Origin of the sequence: Pseudoalteromonas sp. HM-SA03, assembly GCF_002289345.1 — a bacterium.
Lineage (GTDB): Bacteria > Pseudomonadota > Gammaproteobacteria > Enterobacterales > Alteromonadaceae > Pseudoalteromonas.
The window spans coordinates 26864-48969 of the sequence record NZ_NSDG01000066.1 but is presented as its reverse complement, the minus strand read 5'-3'; the positions used below and the strand labels follow the sequence as shown (position 1 = coordinate 48969).

Sequence of the window (22106 nt, the reverse complement as noted above, 5' to 3'; positions counted from 1 at the left end):
CAGCTATTGATGTACTCCTTACATGGAGAAGTTAGGTGTATGTCTATTTGGATCGTCGGTAATGAAGCACCTAATAAGAAAGATAAGGAATGGTTTTCAAGGCTAAAAGGTGAGCTATTCAACTTTAGTATCAAGTATTTTTGCGCGTGTGGTGATGGGTTCCGTGAGGTCAGGTAAGTGCTCAGTTATCGTAACACGTGACTTCAATCAAGGCAGGCGGTTTTAAATCGTGTTCTTAAACTCAGCCTAAGAAGCTATATGTGGTAGTTGTCAAATTTAGAGCGTTAACTTTATCACACACGATTGCTACATATAAATTATGTACTCCTGTCCCCTTTTAAAATGTGATGCTGTCGAATACGCCACTTTAGAGTGGGTTAATTGGTTTAATAATCAACGCTTACTGTCTTCTATTGGATATATTTCACCAGCTCAATGTGAAGCTGATTTCTATGGTAATTTAAGAGAGTCAGGTAAAGTAGCCTGACTTAAACAACTAGTCTCCGATGAACTCGGGGCGATTCACAGTTTAATCTACTTACTAATTTATAAGTAAACTCAAGGTCTATCTAACAGAGTGTTAACTCTGTTAATATAGTTCATAAAAGTTAAGGATTACAAATATATGAACTATGAGATAGTAAATATTCTGCATGCTTTATTAGCTGGTGAGCCAGTATCAAATGCAGAACACGTGTCGCTAAAAGATGCACTGAAACCAGTATTTTTTGGTAAAGGTTTTATGACCTGGGCGAGAAATGAGAAAAGGAATGAGATAAAAGAGAATATTATCAATGAAGGTAATTCTTTAATTTATAGAGCGAGTTCAGATGCTGATATGTTAATTGACTCTTTTTCTAGCATGGCAAGTGAACTTAACCAAGGCGCTCAATTAAACCTGTTTTACGAGCTTTATAAAATTTTCCCTAAATTTCAAGGAGAAGCTCTGAAAGCCAGTGAGATCGAGCTTTTAAAAATCATAAAAAATGCTCTTCATTCGACAGATCATGATGTAAGGGCTAGAGCAACAATGCTTATTGCACTGTATGCTGAGTCCAGTAATTCACAATCACGAAAGTCATCTGCAGGAAATGCTGCGGAGCAAGCCATAGAGTTGTTAATGCGATCTATAGGACTAATTAAGGGGGAGACTTATGGAACACAGTTTGTTTACCAAGGTTCCAACACTGACTTCGTAATTCCTCACGCTGAAGATAATGATATTAACAGTGTTTCTGCTTTTATAGCGGTTCAAGTCAGTACCAATGATAGAGCTAGGCTCAGCTCAAGTGAATTACATCGAGGAGCTAAGAGGTATTTGTGCTCACTTAATGGCTGCAGTGCATCAAGCAAAAGTACAAAAGATATTGGTGATGATTTAGCTGCTGGATACTTAGATAGTGAAACTTACTATGTAGTTATAGAACGCGAAAGACTTGCAGCGATAGAAGATGCTGAAAGAAGGCTCCTGAAGGCAAAAAATACATCCAAAGAGGTTAATGCAGTAAGGCGTTTAAAGTGGTTAAGAAATTACTCTATAAATTACGAAGAGTTTGCTCGTCAAATCAAAGTAATGACTATCGAATAACCAAGCGAAATTAATAATATAAATCCACCCTGGACTTGGCTCGTTGCTTAAGTTAATATGTTGCCATATTAAGTTTTGGAGTATTAAAAGTGCAGCATATAGAGCTTTTTGCTGGTTGTGGAGGTCTTTCTTTAGGTTTGAAGAGTGAAGGCTTCGAATTTGTGATGGGAAATGAGCTATCCCCCATGGCGGCAGAGACATTCGCGTATAACTTTTTTAACGAAGATTTAGTTAAGCTTGCTGAAAAAAAACAATATCCAAAACAAGTGAAGTGGATCAACAGCCGTTTTAATGATTTGAGCGCACGTTTAAGAGAAAATCCCTTAGAGTTCCCGCCACTCCATGAAAAAGGCTTTTCTGATTTAGTGGAAGATGTAAATGAATATCGTGGGAAGTTGCTTGTTGGAAGTATACGGGAATTAAATGCTTGCTTGGAGCAAAATCCAAATTTATCGAAAGCACTTCATGATAGTTTTGGACACGGTGAACTTTGCCTTGTGTCTGGAGGACCACCATGTCAAAGTTTTAGTATGGCTGGAGCTAGACGGAAGGACTGTGAAAAGAACACTTTACCTTTAGAGTTTGTTTCATTTGTTAAGCATACCTTGCCGAAGTTTGTGCTGCTAGAAAACGTCACTGGTATCTTGAGAGCTTTCGAAGAAGATGATGGTAAAAAGTATCATGCTTGGTATGAAGTTGCGAAAGCATTTTCTTCGGTCGGTTATATTCCGCTATGTCTTCATGTAAATGCGCGATATGTAGGAGTTGCTCAGAACAGGCCAAGATTTATTTTAATAGCAATTCGAAAAGATATACATGCTTCACTGCTAGCATCTAACAAGCTAAATGATCATAGCTTGCAGCTTTTAGAGTCGTCGATTCCTTTTTTTGAAAGTGTAACCAAATACGGTACAGGGCTTGAGTATGGACACCTTGACTGTTTTGATGTAGATAAACATTTGGAAGTATTCTCACAGAGTTTTTTAGCGAGTTTAGTGGGAGCAAAGGCTGTAACTGTCAAAGAAGCTATAGATGACTTACGAGGTAATGGAATTAAAAAATCTAACTTTATTAAGGAGCTTAATAGTACTTTTGATATTGGAAATAAAAGAGATAGCCTGTCAAACCATGATAAGAGAGCTAACGGAGAGGTTGTTCAGCGGCGTTTTAGGTTATATCAAGTACTTCAAAAAGTTGCAGATAAACGTGCAAATAAAGAAGTGTTTAATATTCTAAAAGGTGACTCTTCGGGTTTAAGTAGTGAGTGTTGGGAATTGCTCTCTGAATACGAATATTTAGGTTTTGAAGGAAAGTTACAAAAATTTAAAGACGCGAAAGAATTAGTGGATTATTTAAAACTTCATCCAACCAAAAAGCAAACACAAAGAGCTTTGTCGCCTGATGCTCCTGCTCCAGCTGCGCTTTCGATCCCAGATGATGCTTGCCACTATCATGAAAATGAGTTACGGACTTTAACGGTGAGAGAAATGGCTAGGATTCAGTCGTTCCCAGATGCTTTTACATTCAGATCCAAAGTTACAACTGGGGGAAAAATGAGACGCTTCGAAGTGCCTCAATATACTCAAGTTGGTAATGCTGTTCCACCATTGTTAGCAAAAAAACTCGGCATAGTGATAAAACAATTAGAAGACGCTCTAATGTAAAAACTTCATGACTAATATGCAGTTATGAGCGAACACAGCCGTTCGCTCGAGCTCGTTTCTGGACAGAAACATGCCAGATACCTTGCTTATATGGCAATGTAAGAATAACTTTAGTTATTGCAAACGTCCAATCAAGTTGTCAAATTCACTTGCCCACGACAGCCGACGTTTAGTGCGACCTGCTACAGAATAGGGGGAAGCTCTGGCACATCGCAAGTTACGTGGCATGCCTCCCTCGCTCATCACTCTGAAAGCTAGTCGCATGGCGCTATTAAACAGAATGTATATTATCACCGTTTATAACGGTAAGGTTTGGTCGCTAAATGAAAATAGAACAAGTCCATGTTGTGAACTATCGAAATTTCTCTGACGCGATAGTCAATTTTTCCGCAAGTACACTGATTATTGGAGCGAATGATGTAGGTAAAACAAATCTAGTTCATGGGATCAGACTTCTCTTAGATAAATCACTATCAGAGCGAGACATAGAACCGTCAGAGACTGACTTCCATATTCGCGATGACGGTACACAAGCTGATGATTTTAGTATCTCTATACGTTTCGATGAAGTGAAGGAAGACGCTGTTCTTTCAATTTTAAAAGGTCACGTTAGTGATGACGCGAAAACCGTTTTCAAGATTATCGGATTCCGGAAAAGTTTAGACTACAAAATTTTCGTCGGCGAAAGTGAATCAGAATTAGAAGACGTGAATGGCAGGTATTATCTGAAGTACATAAACTTAAGATACGTTAATGCGCAACGCAACTTACATAAGTTCATTGAGACAGAAAAGAAACACCTGCTAAAAATCTCCCAAAATGAAATAGAAGGAGCTGAGCGTGAAGCGGACTTGAAACAGCTTTCTAAGATAGGTAGAAGCTTAAATATCGTTAATGACAGAGTAAGAAAACTAAATTATGTGAAAGATTCTACAAGTCTAGTAAATACTGAGTTGAAGAAACTTGCTCATACCTATCATGACTATGAGGTTCATCTAGATTCTGGCTCTATACAAGTACAGCAGTTTATCGATGGTTTGAAGTTGAACGCTTCAACTAATGGTTCGAAAATGCTTTTGGGGGGAGATGGCCGAAATAACCAAATTCTTTTAGCTCTATGGAAAGCTAAGAGTCAAAGAGAGTTCAACCCAGGCCATGAGGTAGTTATATATTGCATTGAGGAGCCAGAGGCACACTTGCACCCTCATCAACAGAGAAAGCTTGCAAACTATTTGATTAATGAGTTGCAAGGTCAGACGATTCTTACTTCACACTCTCCTCAAATTACTGAGCAGTATACGCCGGATTCAATCATTAACATCATTAAACGCGGTAACTCTAGTTATGCTGCTAGCAATGGCTGCTCTGATTGTATTAGTGAATTTTGGGATAGTCTTGGTTACCGAATGAGTATCCTTCCTGCCGAAGCATTCTTCGCAAAGGCAGTCTTATTGGTGGAAGGGGCATCAGAAAAGCTGTTCTACTCTGAGTTAGCTAAGTCATTGGACATTAACGTGGATTATTACAACATTTCGATTCTGTCTGTTGATGGTGTTCAATTTGAAGTATATGTGAATATACTAGAAGCATTAGAAATTCCTTGGGTAATTAGAACTGATAATGACGTGTTCAAAATCACAGAGAAAAAAGAAGAAAAAAGGAACATAGCAGGCATAAATCGCTGCTTGAGCTTAACTGGCTTTAAGAAGCTTGGGCATCGAGACATAACAACGACATCTGTTTCTTTGGTGGAAGATGGTACTTGGGCTGATATTTCTGAGCATATAAACCCTCACGGAGCATACTTAGCTAAAGTTGATTTGGAAACTGATATATCCTTTGAATTACCCAATGAGTTGCTAGCTTACACAGGTAAAGCTGAACTGGCTGAAGCGATATCTTACCTAGCAGAGAAAAAAGCTGTAAGAATGCGAGAGTTCTTAGTCTCTTCTAAAGACAGCTTGAAACAAATAGCAGAGGGCGAGCTCGCCCGACCGCTATTTGATTGTGTAGAAAAAGCTAAGTCATAGAGGGTGATATGAACAATTCGTTTTGCCCAACCAAAGAACAAGCTGATGCCATTTCAGCTGACGGCAATATGGTTATTACGGCATGTCCGGGAAGCGGAAAAACAACTGTAATTGTCGAGAAAATGCGCAATGAAATCGATGGATTGAACGAATTTCAAGGCGTCATTGGCATAACGTTTACTGTGAAAGCCAGTAAGGAGCTGCGTAAGCGTTGTAGAGCGGGAGCATATAATACTAAATCTAGTTTTTTTGGCACTATTGATCATTTCTGTTTGAGTGAAATAATCTTTCCATTCGCGAACAGAATTTTTGAAAAAACTGATCTCGATGTCGAGTGCATCTCATACAAAGACTTAGATACTACGTACAAACAGAGCTTGCCAGATCTTTCTGAACCAAAGGTTGTCTTACGTACAGCAGACTATGATATTTTAGAACCTGAGTTTCAACGACATTACAGCGAAGGCTTTGTTTTATTAGAAGCCATAGGTGTGATTGCAAATATGATATTGCAAAACTCAGAGGCATGTAGGCGATACATTCGCTCGAAATACACATCTATTTACATTGATGAATATCAAGACTCTTCTGAACCACAGCACAAATTGTTTTTTAACATGTTAGGCTTGGGGTTGAAAGCAATTGCTGTAGGGGACGTAAATCAATCTATATATGAATGGAGAGGAAGTGACTCTAAATACATCAATGAATTGATCGAAAAAACAGATACATTTCAGCATCACAGAATTGATGTAAATCATCGGTGTCATCCTTCAATTACGAACTATGCCAATAGGTTATTTGATCAAAATGCGACACTGTTACCTACCGATCAAACCCGAGTGTTTCATCGTCAATTCAACGGGGTCCAAACAGATTTAGCGCAACAGTTAAATGAATATATTCCCCAGACGGCACAATTATTTGGGGTCGAACTGTCTGAAGTTGCTGTTTTGGTCAGAAGAAACTCTGGTCTAGAAGGCTTGATTGCACATTTAACCATTCCTTTCAGGGTGTACACAGATGACTCTCTGTCATCTGTGAACTCAAAGGTCACCAAACTGTATCAAGATCTTTTGAGGTATCGTTTCAATCTAGACTTCTTAGTTAGTGATGTTTCTGAATTTGAAGCAAAAGCGAGTAGCTTAACTTTGGTTTCTAGGATTGAAATTATTAACTCAATAAAACGAGTTAGAAACGCGACCCACGATGAACTAGAGTCAGCACTATATCATACCTGTAGAATGCTTTTTGGTCACACTGGGACAGACGTTGAACATTTGGCGCTACAAAGTGTTTTGGAAAACCCAAACCATCTAAAGCAATATAAGCCTAATGAAAACGAAGTTCAGGTGATGACCTTACACAAGTCAAAAGGACTTGAGTTTGAAATTGTATTTCATTTGGATTTATATGAATGGGTGCTTCCATTCAGACAATACACAGGAAATTTCAATGAGTACATTTTCCCTGACTGGGAGCAAGACTTGAATTTGCATTATGTTGGTATAACTAGAGCTAAAAAAGCCTGTATATTAGCGTACAGCACTCGAAGGCTTAACGGAAATGGCGAGAATAGGCAGGGCCAGCCATCCCAATTTTTGAAGTTGCCTGGCTTGACTGGCTTATACGCGTAGCTAGAAGCAAGTACTCAAACGGCTAATTTTTAAATCATTTCATTAAAGGTCAGCTATTAATTCTTGCATCTCCATTAGTTTTTTAATACATAAATGAACATCAATACGCGGTTGCTTTACGAGTTAACTCATTTTGGGGCAAAAAGGAGTTACGCCTGTAGAACCGTTTCTGGCGCATACTCAACAGTCAGATTTGATTGAGTATTGTTAATAGAAACAGTGTTCAACTAATATGTTAAACTATCCAACTTATTTGTGGCGCAACTCGTCGTTTATCGAGCAAGTTGTAACTCATTCAATAAAGCTTTAAACACCTTCTACGTTATTTGGTGTGATATTTACTAGCTGAGCTATTGAATCCGCCAATTTATCCAAAGCCTCTTTTCTTTCATCAAAATAATCATATTGGTCATAGACTCCCTCAACACCTTTCAATTTGTGGTTTAAGCATCTTTCAGCAATATGACTGGGAGTTTTTAGTTGTGATAGAAGGCTTCTACATGTGCGTCTAAGATCATGTACAGTAAAATGCTCAGTCTCTCCCATGAGGTTAGGGGAGTGTGTGCTTTTTCCTGGTTCGATACCAAATAGCTTTGAAATGGCACGGTTTAACGTATCTGCTCCCATATACGGATTTTTAGAGCGTCGACGACTCGGGAAAACATATTCTGATCCACAACTTCTAACTTTTAATTCTTCTAACCACTCTACGATGGGGAGCGCAAGTGGGATTGTGAATCCTTGCCCTGTTTTACTGCGCTCTTTTGGGAGTTTCCAAATAGCATTAGAAAGATCAAATTCATGCCACTTGGCTTGTATAAGCTCTTGTTTTCTTACTCCTAGACATACCAATAATGAACATGCCAAATAATTTTCTCGGGAGATCTGCTCAGGTTGTTCTCTCATGATTTTGAAAAAGAATTCAAGCTCTTTGAAAGTGAGTGCTCGCTCTCTACTTTTTTCCATACCACCAGCATCGTTCACGTTGAAAGGCTGTGCAGGGTTACTATCAGATAAGCCTAGCTTCATGGCATGGTTGAAAAGTTGCTTAAGATACTGAAGCGCATCATTTGCAATACTGGGTCTACCTGAGTCGGCGATAGACTCAATCACTCTTTTTATATCTAAGGGCTTAATCGCTTTTAGCTTATATCTGCCAATTAAAGGTGAAATATCTTTTGTATAAATGCGTCTAGGAATATTAGGATATTTTAAACGCTTCTCATTTCCTTTCTGCCAATCAATAAATAGTCCATCCAATGTGCTGAACTCACTGTTCTCAGCGTTATGTCTTGACATGATCGGGTCAACGCCCTCATTAACTGACTTTTTGTACTCTGTAGCTTTATTTCGAGCATCCGCTAATGAGAGTAGTGAATGCTTTCCAATTGTCATTTCAGATCGCTTTCCTGCAATGGTATATCTCATCATCCAGTAGGGGTCCCCCTTTTTTGGAACGACGATGTAGAGTCCATTACCATCGGCAAGCCTTAACTTACCACTTTTTTTAGTTTGGATCTGTTCAGAAGCCTCTTTTATGAATGACTGAACAGAACGTACGGTGAGCTTGCCCATATGCACCTCTCATTAAAGTGGGGAGTGTTTATGCTTGAAAGTAATGTATCAGAAAGAAACTCCCCAGTATACCCACCAATTGCTGGTGGGTATTACTGGAAGTTACTGGATTTTATTGGATGAGATTTTTAACTAGTATGTTGATTTTAAATGATATTGTTTATTTCATTAAACGTTATCGGACGTTACTCAATATTCTGGATCTGCTCGCGCATCTGTTCGATAAGCACTTTAAGTTCAACGGCGGCATTGGTGATCTCGCTGTTGATTGACTTTGAGGCTAGGGTGTTAGATTCGCGGTTGAATTCTTGCATCATAAAGTCTAAACGACGGCCACAAGCGCCTCCTTTTTTGAGGATTTTGTGGGTTTCTTTGACGTGTGACTTGAGGCGGTCGAGCTCTTCTGCAACATCTTGCTTTTGCGCAAGGTAAATCAGCTCTTGCTCTAGGCGGCCTTCGTCGATGTCGGTTTTTAATTCTTCTAATTTTTGTGAAAGTTTTTCACGTTGCCACTTAGTGACTTCAGGCATGTAGCCTTCAACGATGGCAACTTGCTCTAGAATACCGTCAAGACGAGTGGTGAGCATGGTTTCCAGGTTTTCACCTTCACTTGCTCGTGCAGCTTTAAAGTCTTCTACTAGCTCATCAAAGCCGCCTAACAGCTCGCTGTTTACGGTGTCTAAATCGACTTCTTCGGCTTCCATTACGCCTGGCCAGCGTAGAATATCTACTGGATTGATATCACCACCGCTTTGTGATTGTAGCCACTTTGCGCTTTCAACAAGTTGCTTTGCGAGCGATTCGTTGACGGTTAGTTGGCCAACGTGCGCAGGATTTGCGGTGAACTTTAGGAATACTTCAACTTTGCCGCGTTGCAAGTGTTTACGCAGGCGTTCACGTATTACTGGCTCTAAGCCTCTAAATTGTTCTGGTGCGCGGATAAAGGTTTCGAGGTAGCGTTGATTAACTGAACGAATTTCCCAAACCCCAGTGCCCCAGTCACCTTTCACTTCTTTGCGGGCGTAGGCGGTCATACTATGGATCATATAAAGTCCCTAAATTAGCTTGGTTTAACCGGAGCATTATAGCCGAATTTCCACACCGCCCTAAAGTGAATTTTATTTTTAGTCGGATCGCGTGGCATAGTCTCTATGATCCCTTTATAATGTACGGCAAATTTTGATGATGGGGGAACGTGGATGCGTCCAAGCGAAAGAACTGCAAATCAGATCAGGCCGGTTACATTTACTCGTAACTATACAATGCACGCTGAAGGCTCAGTAATGGTAGAGTTTGGTAACACCAAAGTGTTATGTACGGCTTCTGTAGAAGCGGGTGTACCACGCTTTATGAAAGGTCAAGGCAAGGGCTGGATCACCGCAGAATACGGTATGCTTCCGCGCTCTACACATACGCGCAACAACCGTGAAGCGGCGCGTGGCAAACAAGGTGGCCGTACCATGGAAATTCAACGCTTAATCGCGCGTGCATTACGTGCCGCAGTTGATTTAAAAGCGTTAGGTGAGAATACCATTACTATCGACTGTGATGTTATTCAAGCGGACGGTGGTACACGTACGGCGTCAATTAGCGGTGCTTGTGTGGCATTGGTAGATGCACTAACGCACATGCGTGCCAAAGGCATGATCAATGTAAACCCATTAAAGTTTATGATAGCGGCAATCTCGGTTGGGGTTTATAAAGGTCAGCCAATTACCGATCTTGAGTATCTTGAAGATTCAGAAGCAGAGACAGACATGAACGTGATCATGACTGAAACTGGTAAGTTAATTGAAGTACAAGGTACTGCTGAAGGCGAACCTTTCTCGTTCGACGAGCTAGATGAGTTACTTGGTCTTGCAAAACACTCAATTCGCGAGATCATTGATCTACAAAAGCAAGCGTTAGCGTAATCAACACTCAGTAGGAAAAACATGAAACAGTATCAAAAAGAGTTCATTGAATTTGCCTTAGAAAAACAGGTGCTTAAATTTGGTGAGTTTACGTTAAAGTCTGGCCGTACTAGCCCTTATTTTTTCAATGCAGGTTTGTTTAACACAGGTCGTGATCTGGCTCGTTTAGGTCGTTTCTATGCTTCGGCATTGGAAGATGCTGGCATTGAGTTTGATGTGTTGTTTGGCCCTGCGTACAAAGGTATTCCTATTGCGACAACGACTGCGGTTGCACTTGCCGATCATCACAACAAAGATGTGCCTTATTGTTTTAATCGTAAAGAAAAGAAAGAGCACGGTGAAGGCGGTAACTTAGTGGGATCGGCACTTGAAGGTCGTATTATGCTAGTTGATGATGTGATCACAGCGGGTACTGCTATTCGTGAGTCGATGGAGATCATTGCCGCTAATAGTGCAGATCTTGCCGGTGTATTAATCGCATTAGATCGCCAAGAAAAAGGCAAAGCTGAGCTTTCTGCTATTCAGGAAGTTGAGCGCGACTTTAATACTCAAGTGGTGTCTATCGTGAAATTGGCTGATCTGATCACTTACCTTGAGCAACAAGGTGGTATGGATGCGCATTTAGATGCAGTTAAAGCATACCGTGATAACTACGGTGTAGCGTAACGGTAAGATCTACGGTTTGCTGCTGATGGCTAGCACCATGCTAGCCATTCATTCACTTCTCTTTTATCTCGGTTTTATTGTGTGTCTTTACACAGCTCTTAATTCAAACTCACGATTGGTATATGGCGTAGCGCCCAATTAGCAAGCTCAACACGGTTACGTGAATTGGTTTTTTTAAATGCGCTGTAGATATGCGTTTTAACTGTGTGGCTACTGATGTTTAGTCTATCTGCGATATCTTCGTTTTTAGCACCAGCAGCAATAAGCTTGATCACCGATTTTTCTCTGCCGGTAAGCATATTTAACTCTTCATTACTTAAGATAATGTCGCTGTTAGGCAATGCTTGTGGTACGGCGGCAATCAGTTCGCTAAATGCCTCTGAAATAGCACTAAGACAAAACCAAAGCTCGCCTTTGAGCACACTGCTTAATCCTTGAAATAACGTCTCTGGCGGAGCGTTGCGATAAAGTATGCCTTTCACATTGCCAAGTAGTGCCGTTTTTTCATTAACACTGTCTTCATTGGCATTAAAGAGTAGTACTTTGTGTTTAGCTGCCAAGAGTTTTACTTCAGCACTGATAAGTTCATTACAATCTCGGTGTTCTGTATCTACCAAAAATAACGCGATTTGTTCGCGTTGCGCGTGTTCTGGTAGTCGAGTATCAACTTTGACTGTATGTCCTAGTGTCTCTAGCACTTTGATAAGCACAGTATAATTGGTGGAGCTGGTATTGGCTCGAGCATGAGTTAGAATAAAAAATGCTCGATCTTGCCATGCTAGCGAGTTGTTGGAATATTCCTTTGCAAACATAGAAGCATTAAATCCTTTTTTATTCTTGATTGAATTTAATATACATTTGTTTTACAAAAATTTTAAGTTTTTTATTAGGCTCAAACAAAAAAGTTGAGCCTAATACCATGATTATGCAAGCTCATGTTACTTATATAACGCACGCCATGCACAAGTACGATACCCATTCTTCTCAAAAAAGAAGCGATTACAGTTATCGTCATAGTTGGAGTTACCCACATCTATACGATAGCCACTGATGTACCAATTATGCAGCGAAATATGTCCACCGTTGTACAGTAGAGAAAAGTGAACGTGAGGACCTGTTGATTGACCACCTTGGCACAATGCTGTTGCTTTATCATCCGCGTAACGGCCAAGCCAAGCGCCTGCAGAAATGACATCGCCAGTGTTATATTGCAAACTTTCCATATGGTAATACTGAGTCGAATAGCCGCTTGAATGAGTCACTCGAATGTTACAAGCTGAGTAGCGAGTCACAGTGCCGCCATGCGCTGCTTGAACCCAAGGTGTATTACTTCCCCAGCCACCTGAGCCGTTATTAAAATCAAGCGATGAGTAAGGGTAACCAGAGCCTGTATTTGAGTGTGCACCACCGCTATACCAAGCGTAACCGGATGGCCATGGGAAACTCATGCTAAAGCTAGCAGCTGATATCGCTTGTATTGAAGCTTGTTCATTAAAAGCGATGTTGTTGTCCGCTTTTAATGCCAATGACTCACCGTTAAATAAAGCTTGGTAAGTACTGAATAGGGCACCTGCCGATGCGTGTGTCAGATCCGCAAGTGCAACAGTTGCTTCGTTTACTGCTGGTAATTTTTTAGCTTTGCCTTCATCACGAAGTTTTTGAAATGCGTAGTATCTCGCACTTAGATTAAGCGCTACATCTTTTACTTGCGCATCAAATCCATGTTCATGGGAGAGTTTACCAAACGGTGCTGCCAGAGATTGTTTATCTGGGTTGCTGATCACACCTGACTCAAGTTCCATTAGTGCCAGCAATAACTTAGGGCTAATACTGGCGTATCCAGCATAGTGCAAGATCACTTCAAGCTTGTCGCTTAAATGTGGTGCCGTGCTGTCAAGCACTTGCTGCCAATCTACTTGCTGTAAAGCATTGCTGAAAAGAAACAGTTCAGGGTTTACTGTCATTACACTAGAAATCGGTAAGGCACTGATGTGTTCAACAGTAAATTCAGGCATAGCTACAGAGTCATGCTGACCGGCAGCTGTTGCCTGATGTGAGAGGAGCGCGACTAAACACGCTAATAGATAGTGGCGTTTCATGTTGTATCCTTTCTGTTTGTTTTTTGTTCAATTAAGTTATACATAAATGTGAGTATTTTGTAAAATAAAAGTTTTGAATGTGATTTCATTGAGTGAGGAGTTTAAATTTTTGCCTGATAGATTGGAGTTTTTATAAAAGCGACTATAAAAAGAAAGTGGTGTGATGTGGAAGTTGCTATGAAATGGCTAATTACCCAGCCTCAACTAGAAGAGTTGCTAAAAGAAAGGTGGGGTGAGATAGCCGTAATGTTTTGCCTTTTGTCGAAAGAGGCAGCCACATTAAGAGAAAAGCCGACAAACAATACGTTCAAAATAGAGTCGATTAGTACACTCCTTACTTTACTATTTTGCTGTGAGTCCCGCATCTGAGTATAACGCGTAAGGTAATTGATTCGTCTTCGCGTGATACATAGCTTTATCTGCTTTAGCAACTAACTCTTCTGCTGATATGGCATCAGTTGGATAAATCACCGCACCGATACTTAAGTCCAGCTTTACTTCGCGGATATTTGCATTTTCATCCTGGAGACAGTAACTATCACTGAGCAAGTCATACTTATGCTGAGCAAGTTTTCGTAACTGATTTTTTTCGGTTAGGTGAGGGGCGATAACAACGAATTCATCACCACCGTAGCGTGCTACAAAGTCCGAAGCACGTTTATACATTTTAAGTTTTGCCGCCAGTATTTTTAGCAATTGATCGCCTGCTTGATGACCAAGTTGATCATTAACTGGTTTAAAATTGTCGAGATCAATAAACAACACACCAAATCGATGACCATACCGCTCTGATTCAGAAATCGCTCTTTCTAACTCGTTATCAAACGCGCCGCGGTTATGTAGCATAGTGAGTCTATCCATCACCACTAGGTTCTCTAGATTCCGCTGCATCTCATAGCGTTCTTTTGAGAAGGTGATTGTACGTGCCAGTAGTGGGCCGCTCACTTCGTGTTTTGGGATATAATCTTGCGCACCAAGTTGAATTGCCTTTTCGCCAAACAGTGTTTCAGATACCCCAGTTAGCACGATTATAGGGGCGCTGAGGGGCAACTGTTTTACTTTAATCAGCGTCGTAAGACCTTGGCTCTCATCGATATTTAAATCGATAAGGATGGCTTCTGGCTTGACTGTGTTTAAAGCAATTTCAAGTTGCTCTACATTTTTGAAGTGTTTAACGTTAAACTTTTGTCTACCATCAGTACTTGCAAGTGTGCGCTTCACTAAATAAGCATCTTCATCGTTGTCTTCAAGAAGATAAATCAGCCATGTATTCATAGTTACCCTTGCACAATACAGTTATTGTCAAACCAATACTGCTTGATTAATTTGATCAACGACTCTAAATCACTTAAGCGTCCGGGCTTGGTAATATATGACTTAGCACCCAATTGATATGCTTTACGAATGTCACTGTGGTGAGTGGAGGTGGTATAGCATACCGTTATTAATTTATCGGCAACTTTTTCATTTTTTAAAGCTTCCATAACTTCAAAGCCACTCATTTTTGGCATGTTTAAATCCAATAAAATAACTTGATCATAGGTTGAGATAGAGTCGAGGTAATACAACAGTTCATGACCATCAGAAAAAATCTTAAGCTCTGGCGCATTGGTAAGACTGCTATATGCTCTTTTAAAAAAGTAGACATCATCTGGATCATCTTCAACTAATAACAGTTCCATTATTACTCCTTCACTTCTTTTGGCAATGTGATTTCAAATAAAGCGCCGTCATCACTTTGCAGGCACTTTATTGTGCCGCCATGTAGTTTTACGATTTGTTTGCATAGCGCGAGCCCAATACCACTGCCATACTCTTGTGTGGTGCCAAAACGCCTGAACGGTTCAAAGATTTGCTGACGTCGAGATTTTGGGATCCCAAGCCCATTATCTGTGTAATGGATCATCGTTTCATGGCCTGTTTGGCTAGTGTAAATTTGGATCACTGGCGTAAGTTCTGGTGACTTAAATTTAATACTGTTACTGATTAAGTTTTGCAGCACTTGAAGAAAAAGAGAAGGATCAAGCTCGATAGGTAAATCACCATTCTCGAGTTTAATTTCTGCGCTGCTCTCCTCAATACTAAAGCTCATCACTTCAGAGATATCTTCTAGCAACAAATTTAGATTGGTTGTTTGTAGCTTTAGCTCATGGGAATGCAAGCGTGATAATTTGAGTAAGTCTTGAATCATGATCCGCATTCGTTGACTGGCATCTACCAAGCGCTCTATTTCAAACTTTGCATCGTCGTAGTCTTTTAGTTCTGGCGTAACTCTTTGCGCCAAACTGTCTGAAAAAGCGGTGATCTTTCTGAGTGGCTCTTGCAAATCATGAGAAGCAATATAAGCAAAGTGCTCAAGGTGGGCGTTGGATTCTTGCAGCTGTAATAGCAATTCGGTGTGCTCGGTCATGTCAACAAAAGTACCTAGCATCAACTCTGGCTCGCCATTGTGATCTCGAGTGATCACGGTATCGACAGAGTAACACCAAACCCAATGCCCTTCTTTGTGTCTGAAACGATACTTTATCGGGATAAGTTCACCGTCTTGGCTGGCTCTCACTTCATCAATATGCTCGTAAACGAGTGCGCGTTCGCTTTCATGAAAACACAGTTCCAAATTTGCATCGATGAGTTCCTCAAAAGTATAACCCAATAGCTGGGTGTAACGCTTATTTATACGCGTGTTTTTGTGAAGCTTAAAGTCGTAGAGATAAAGGCCACACACAGCAGAATCTATCATTCGTTGCAAAAAGTGTTGATTGTCTTCCAACTCTTTTTCTGCGAACTTTCGCGCTGTAATATCGACAGCAATACCAACTATACGCTCAACTTGATTTTTACTGTCTTTGAGTGGATAAAGAGTCGTCTGGTACCAATATTCTTTATTTTTGAATGGTACCATTTCGGTGTAATCTACGGGTTTTGCGACCTCAACGCAAAGTTGGTAGTTTTTTTCGATTCGGTCTACCAGCTCAGCCTCCAACGCGGTATCTCTAAGTTCATGAAGGGTTTTCCCTAGTATTTGCTCGAGTTTTACGCCAGTGCGCAAACAGGCGAACTTATTGTATTCAAGAAACCGAAAAGTCTGGTTTTCTTCTACCTTTAATAGCCAAATAGCCTGACTTGCGCCTTCGTAGATGGCATTGAGTATTTTGTTTTTTTCCGCGATTTGCAGCTCAAGGGATTTTTTCTGATGGATATTCCTAAGTGCCCCTGACATCACCAACGCTCTACCGTGGTCGTCAAACTGGCTGTTGCCTACGGCGGAAAACCAAGCGTATTCTCCTTTGTTATCACGCCCTAAATACTCGACAAAATATTGCGCTTTGGTGGTAAAGTGATGGTCTATGGCATCTTGTACTTTGTCTTGATGGTCTGGATGAATATGTGCAAACCAGTCGTCATAGGTGACTTTTTCGTCGTCGCGCTTACCTATCATGGTTTTTAAACGAGATGAATAGCTGACGCTGTTGTCGATAACGTTCCACTCCCAAATGCCATCTTCGGTTGCACCGATTGCACGCTTCATTTGCTCGGTGGATTCTGCGAGTGCTTGCTCTGTGTGTTTAAGTGACGATAGGTTATTAAACACTGCTAAAATGAGATTAGCGCCGTCGTGGGGCTCTTGTACTAAGCGCATCTCCATCGGGATTTGATTGCCAAATTTGTCTTTCACATGGCACAGCGCTTCTTTACTGTAATCGTTTTGATTGAGTAGAGATTGGCTAATGGACTCTAAGCTATCGAATGGATCATCCAAATTGACGATATCGTGTAATCTCAGTCCAATTAACGCATCAGGCGTGTCGTACCCAAGCTCACGATAGAAATAAGGATTGCATTTACTCACGGTGAGTAGCTGGTCAAGTAGCAAGGTACTGGTGGGTAAGGCGTTGAGCATAAACTCGGTAACTCTGTGTTGGTCGAGTTGTGAATGAAGCGCCTGCTTTTCATCGGTAATACGTTTGAGCCTTGCGGTCACGCCATGGAATTGATTGGGAGTTGGGATTGCGACGGCGCTTGGGATAAGTCTAAAAAGATAAACCGCCGTTACCATTGAGATAAACGCTGTGACTGCTTTTGAAATGCCATGAATACCATAAGCGCCATGCCAAACGGTATAAACGCCAATTAAGTGCGTTAGTCCACATAAGGTAATGAAGCTACAGAACAACACAAAGACCCAATTTCTGCCAACGTCAGGGCGTTGTTTTGCATAAATCATAATCGCCATGGGAATAGAAAAGTAGGCGGCAGCTATCAAGATATCGGAGATAACATTGGTCCATAGCAGATGAGGTTGCCACAAATAACAATGACCATGTGGCATGTACGCGCTATTAAAAAATGACTCAAATGAGTTCAAATCCATGTTATTTCCTTACCTCAAGGTGAAGCCTATTCATATAAAAAACATCCGTCCTTAAGACGGTGAAAGTGCACTAAAACTGCGAAAATTAAATACGCTTTAAAAGTCCTAATACTCTGCTTTAACTGTAGTATATCTATTTGAAATTTCGACAAGAGGCGTAAGAAACCTGAACTTNCGGATAATTAATGCCTTTCTAGCAGCCAGTTNTTAGCGCTAACTGTGTTGAATTCACTTCCAATAGCCAGCTATTGGTGCGTAAATTCGCCTTGCCTACAGGAATTAGGTACCTTAGCGAGAGCTGGATGCGGAAGCGGTGTTATCCCCAAAACGCTCTGGCTAGATAAGAAAATAATTTAATGTAGTTTTAAAAACAATGAGCTAGCTCATTCCTTATCCAAACCTTAGGTTTGGAAACCTTTATCGCGAGGTATGAAGAAACTTGTTGAAAGATTAACAAGGTGAAGCGCGTGGCTTCACTTTGTTATTCAGTGAGCCGAAGGTATTTTTCGGCTAACTGATCAAGGCTTTCTTTGTGGTTTGGATCTGGTTTGATGCAATCAATGGGGCAGACACTCACACAGGTTGGTGTATCGTAATGGCCAACGCATTCAGTGCATTTGTCAGGGTCAATTTGATAAATTTTATCGCCCATGTAAATAGCTTGATTAGGACACTCAGGGTCGCACATATCACAGTTGATACATTTATCATTAATCAGTAATGCCATCGTTATGCCTTTTTAAAAGGATTACGAGTGTCCTCACTTTGGCCTAAATTGCGCATTAAAATGGCGTGATTTAAGTCTATGTCTTCTGGCAGTGGAATTTTGACGATATGACCAGAGCCCTTGGCGTCATCTATCGCTTCGCCTTTTTTATTTTCCATGTGTTTAAGATTAAAGTGAATATTGCCCTTAGGCGTCATCAATTCCAAGCTGTGACCAGTACAGAACTTGTTTTTAACCTCAATCTCAACGAGACTATTATTAGTGCGACCTAGCACTTCACCAACAAACTGCTGTTGGTCAGACACCGAATGACCGTAGTCGTAATTTTGATAGTCTTGATGTACATGACGTTTCAAGAAGCCCTCGGTATATCCTCGGTGGGCTAGGTTTTCTAGGGTTTTCATTAAGCTTGGGTCAAATGGTTTACCTGCAACAGCATCATCAATGGCTTTACGATAGACTTGTGCGGTGCGGGCAACGTAATAAAATGACTTGGTTCGGCCTTCGATCTTAAGGCTGTGCACGCCCATGCGAGTGAGTTGATCAACATACTGGACAGCACGTAAATCTTTGGAATTCATGATGTAAGTACCATGCTCATCTTCAAATGCTGGCATGTATTCACCTGGGCGGCCTTGCTCTTCGAGCATAAACACTTCGTCGCTTGGTTGACCTTTCCCTAAGGTTGGAATAATCGCTTTTGGATCGACCTTATGGACAACATCCCCGGTTTCGTTTTCTTGACCAGGTTTGACATCGTAGCTCCAGCGGCAGGCATTGGTACACGTACCTTGGTTTGGATCGCGCTTGTTGATATAACCCGACAATAAACAGCGACCAGAATAGGCCATGCATAAGGCACCATGAACGAACACTTCAAGCTCAGTGTCTGGACACAATGTACGAATTTCTTCTATTTCTTGTAGCGACAACTCGCGAGAAAGAATAACCCGCTCAACCCCTTGTTTGGCCCAAAATTGTACCGCTGCATAGTTAACAGCATTCGCTTGTACGGATAGGTGAATTGGCATGTCTGGCCACTTATCGCGCACCAACATAATTAGCCCGGGATCGGACATGATAAGCGCGTCTGGCTTCATCGCGATAACAGGCTCAATATCACGTAAGTAAGTTTTCACTTTTCCGTTGTGCGGCGCAATATTTGATACGACATAGAGCTTTTTATTTTGCTGGTGGGCTTCGTTAATACCGATTTCGAGGTTACTTAGGTCAAATTCGTTATTACGTACGCGTAGACTGTATCTTGGTTGTCCAGCGTAAACAGCATCGGCACCGTACGCAAAAGCGTAACGCATATTCTTTAAACTGCCGGCAGGAGAGAGAAGTTCTGGTACAAACATGGTTTACCTCATACATTGAACTAGGGCCTGTTGACCTTTGCTGTTTTATTTTTGTTCTCCTGAGTGTGTTTTGGTCGCGACGCTCGACTTGCCGCCTAGTAATCTAGGCAAAAGTTGAGCAACAATGAACAAAGCGCACTCAGGTGAACCCAAAGGGCTGCGCTTGATTGGCATTTCTTCTGTGTTGCCCCACAAGGATGTGGGGTAAGGTGACTTTGCAGGAGCGCAAAGTCTTTATCGCCTGACTCACATAGAACAACTATGCTACGCAGGCTCTGCCTTGTATAAATACCAATCAAACTGCTGCAAAAACAAACTTGAAAGAACAACAGGCCCTAATTACGGGTCAGCTGTTGAGTGATTTCGCGTGCTGATTCTAAAAAGCGGCGCAGTATAGAAGAAAGCTAAGTAAGTAATTTTGATGTAGATCAGGTTTTTTGACATTGCGCAAGGAAAGGCAAGTGACCTTACTGTTAAGGCTTCTGCTGGCAATTCTGCGTATTTAATCGACAAATAATTCACCAAACTTTCGTTTCTTCGCAAAGAAAGCGGCGTGAGATAGTAGGTTTTTTCTACCAAAACACGTATAATTCGCGCCCGTTAATATTCACAATAATATTTTGGAGCAAAAAAGATGGCTTTAGAGCGCACTTTTTCAATCATCAAGCCTGATGCTGTAGCTAAAAACCACATCGGTGCTATCTACAACCGTTTTGAGTCTGCTGGTCTTAAAATCGTTGCATCAAAAATGGTTCACCTTTCTCAAGAGAAAGCTGAAGGTTTCTACGCAGAGCACAAAGAGCGTCCTTTCTTTGGTGCACTAGTTTCTTTCATGACTTCTGGTCCAGTAATGGTTCAGGTGCTTGAAGGTGAAGATGCAGTTCGTAAAAACCGCGAAATCATGGGTGCTACTAACCCTGCTGAAGCGCTAGCTGGTACGCTACGTGCTGACTACGCAGACAGCATCGACGAGAACGCAGTACACGGTTCTGACGCGCCAGAGTCTGCTGCTCGCGAAATCGCTTACTTCTTCGCTGAAGAAGAGATCTGCCCACGTACTCGTTAATTCGAGACTTGGTGCCAAAGAAGGGCTTTCGAGCCCTTTTTTTGTCCCGTAGCTAAGTTGGGGGATAAGCGTGCTTTGTAAAGTAATCACACTACTTCACAAAACACGTTACATTATTTGTGATGTTTGCTGCTTTTTTGTACAATGCGTTGTTGGCAATTTAGCTGTTCTTACCGTCTTTAACCGAGGTTGTTCATGACCACTATTGAGAAAAAAATTAACTTACTTGATTTAAATCGCGAGGGGATGCGCGAGTTGTTTGCATCATATGGCGAAAAGCCGTTTCGCGCGGATCAGGTGATGAAATGGATTTATCATTTTGGTATCGATAACTTTGATGATATGAGCAATCTGAACAAAAAGTTGCGTGCGCGTTTGCAAGCTGAGTGTGAGATTAAGGCGCCTGAAATTTCAGTAAAGCAAGAGGCTTCTGACGGTACCATTAAATATGCTCTATTACTCGAGGGCGGCCAAGAAGTTGAAACCGTGTGGATCCCTGAAAAAGACCGAGCGACACTGTGTGTGTCTTCTCAAGTTGGCTGTGCGCTAGAGTGTACTTTTTGCTCAACAGCGCAGCAGGGCTTTAACCGTAACTTAAAAGTGTCTGAGATCATTGGTCAGGTTTGGCGCGTGGCAACCGACATTGGTCTACATAAAGGCGATAGCACTAAACGTCCAATTACTAACATCGTTATGATGGGTATGGGTGAGCCTCTGTTAAACCTAAATAACGTAGTACCGGCGATGGAATTGATGATGGACGATTGGGCGTTTGGTTTATCCAAGCGCCGCGTTACGCTAAGTACATCAGGTGTGGTACCGGCACTTGATATCTTGAAAGAAAAGATTGATGTGGCATTGGCAATTTCGCTACATGCGCCAAACAATCCACTACGTGATGTGCTTGTACCAATCAACAAAAAGTATCCGATTGAAGAGTTCCTAGCAGCATGTCGTCGCTATATCGATGGTTCTAAAGCAAATAAAGACGTCACCATTGAGTATGTGATGCTACAAGACGTGAATGACAGTACAGATCATGCCCATGAATTAGTACAAGTACTCAAAGGCACGCCGTCAAAAATTAACTTGATCCCCTTTAACCCGTTCCCGGGTAATGAGTATGGTCGCTCTAGCAACAGCCGCATCGATAGATTTTCTAAGGTGTTACAAGCAGCAGGACTTACCTGTATCGTTCGTCGCACCCGTGGCGATGACATTGATGCTGCATGTGGACAGCTAGTGGGTGATGTTGTAGACAGAACCAAACGTTTAGCCAAGAAAAAGCAGCGTGACGATAACACCATTGCTGTCAATGTGAGCGCACAATGATATTCATGAGCTGGGTTTTCCCAGCTCATTTCATCTTAACCACAGATAAGTTCTGACTATCTGGTAAAAAATAGAT

General features: G+C 41.3%; 17 protein-coding genes and 1 pseudogene. 9 read left to right on the top strand and 9 right to left on the bottom strand.

Annotated elements, in window-relative coordinates:
* Nucleotides 1-346: 346 nt before the first annotated feature.
* The 5 genes and pseudogenes from CKO50_RS23730 to CKO50_RS14090 all read left to right on the top strand — a co-directional run.
* Nucleotides 347-487: pseudogene (locus tag CKO50_RS23730) on the top strand (IS3 family transposase); the annotation flags it as partial.
* 138 nt (nt 488-625) lie between these two features.
* Entirely contained in the window at nt 626-1588 is a 963-nt protein-coding gene (locus CKO50_RS14105; RefSeq protein ID WP_045962048.1) for a hypothetical protein, read from the top strand.
* An 89-nt stretch (nt 1589-1677) separates the two neighbouring features.
* Nucleotides 1678-3252, top strand: coding sequence for a DNA cytosine methyltransferase (locus CKO50_RS14100; protein WP_095728677.1), 1575 nt, complete (start codon nt 1678-1680; stop codon nt 3250-3252).
* Nucleotides 3253-3575: 323 nt separating this feature from the next.
* Nucleotides 3576-5282, top strand: coding sequence for an ATP-dependent endonuclease (locus CKO50_RS14095; RefSeq protein WP_095728676.1), 1707 nt, complete (start codon nt 3576-3578; stop codon nt 5280-5282).
* A gap of 8 nt (nt 5283-5290) precedes the next feature.
* Entirely contained in the window at nt 5291-6919 is a 1629-nt protein-coding gene (locus CKO50_RS14090; RefSeq protein WP_095728675.1) for a UvrD-helicase domain-containing protein, read from the top strand.
* Between the two features lie 306 nt (nt 6920-7225).
* Here CKO50_RS14090 and CKO50_RS14085 read toward each other — a convergent pair whose 3' ends face one another.
* Nucleotides 7226-8494: a site-specific integrase gene (locus CKO50_RS14085; RefSeq protein ID WP_095728674.1), complete on the bottom strand. Its 1269-nt coding sequence runs from the start codon at nt 8492-8494 to the stop codon at nt 7226-7228.
* 185 nt (nt 8495-8679) lie between these two features.
* Complete coding sequence (locus tag CKO50_RS14080; protein WP_039494373.1) at nt 8680-9540, bottom strand: YicC/YloC family endoribonuclease; 861 nt, start codon at nt 9538-9540, stop codon at nt 8680-8682.
* Nucleotides 9541-9693: 153 nt separating this feature from the next.
* Here CKO50_RS14080 and rph point away from each other — a divergent pair, with 153 nt between their 5' ends.
* Both rph and pyrE read left to right on the top strand, forming a co-directional pair.
* The gene (rph, locus tag CKO50_RS14075) at nt 9694-10407 is read left to right on the top strand and encodes a ribonuclease PH (RefSeq protein ID WP_010377321.1); all 714 of its coding nucleotides are present in this window, start codon (nt 9694-9696) and stop codon (nt 10405-10407) included.
* Nucleotides 10408-10428: 21 nt separating this feature from the next.
* Nucleotides 10429-11073: an orotate phosphoribosyltransferase gene (pyrE, locus tag CKO50_RS14070; RefSeq protein ID WP_095728673.1), complete on the top strand. Its 645-nt coding sequence runs from the start codon at nt 10429-10431 to the stop codon at nt 11071-11073.
* A 98-nt stretch (nt 11074-11171) separates the two neighbouring features.
* Here the strand turns inward: pyrE and CKO50_RS14065 are convergent, their stop codons facing one another.
* From CKO50_RS14065 to yegQ, 7 genes are all read right to left on the bottom strand, one after another.
* A complete protein-coding gene (locus tag CKO50_RS14065; protein WP_095728672.1) occupies nt 11172-11885 on the bottom strand; it encodes a response regulator transcription factor in 714 nt (237 codons plus the stop codon).
* Nucleotides 11886-12011: 126 nt separating this feature from the next.
* Nucleotides 12012-13172, bottom strand: coding sequence for a M23 family metallopeptidase (locus CKO50_RS14060; RefSeq protein WP_095728671.1), 1161 nt, complete (start codon nt 13170-13172; stop codon nt 12012-12014).
* Between the two features lie 342 nt (nt 13173-13514).
* Nucleotides 13515-14447: a GGDEF domain-containing response regulator gene (locus CKO50_RS14055; RefSeq protein WP_095728670.1), complete on the bottom strand. Its 933-nt coding sequence runs from the start codon at nt 14445-14447 to the stop codon at nt 13515-13517.
* A 2-nt stretch (nt 14448-14449) separates the two neighbouring features.
* Nucleotides 14450-14854 (bottom strand): response regulator, encoded by a 405-nt coding sequence (locus tag CKO50_RS14050; RefSeq protein WP_095728669.1) that lies wholly within the window; start codon nt 14852-14854, stop codon nt 14450-14452.
* 2 nt (nt 14855-14856) lie between these two features.
* Nucleotides 14857-17544, bottom strand: a complete 2688-nt coding sequence (locus CKO50_RS14045; protein WP_095728668.1) for a PAS domain S-box protein — start codon at nt 17542-17544, stop codon at nt 14857-14859.
* Nucleotides 17545-18025: 481 nt separating this feature from the next.
* Complete coding sequence (locus CKO50_RS14040) at nt 18026-18271, bottom strand: YfhL family 4Fe-4S dicluster ferredoxin (RefSeq protein ID WP_010377334.1); 246 nt, start codon at nt 18269-18271, stop codon at nt 18026-18028.
* 2 nt (nt 18272-18273) lie between these two features.
* On the bottom strand, nt 18274-19632 hold the full coding sequence (yegQ, locus tag CKO50_RS14035; protein ID WP_095728667.1) for a tRNA 5-hydroxyuridine modification protein YegQ: 1359 nt from the start codon (nt 19630-19632) through the stop codon (nt 18274-18276).
* Nucleotides 19633-20266: 634 nt separating this feature from the next.
* Between yegQ and ndk the strand changes: the two genes are divergently transcribed.
* The gene (ndk, locus tag CKO50_RS14030; protein ID WP_010377338.1) at nt 20267-20698 is read left to right on the top strand and encodes a nucleoside-diphosphate kinase; all 432 of its coding nucleotides are present in this window, start codon (nt 20267-20269) and stop codon (nt 20696-20698) included.
* Between the two features lie 195 nt (nt 20699-20893).
* On the top strand, nt 20894-22030 hold the full coding sequence (locus tag CKO50_RS14025; RefSeq protein ID WP_095728666.1) for a bifunctional tRNA (adenosine(37)-C2)-methyltransferase TrmG/ribosomal RNA large subunit methyltransferase RlmN: 1137 nt from the start codon (nt 20894-20896) through the stop codon (nt 22028-22030).
* The last annotated feature ends 76 nt before the right edge of the window (nt 22031-22106 follow it).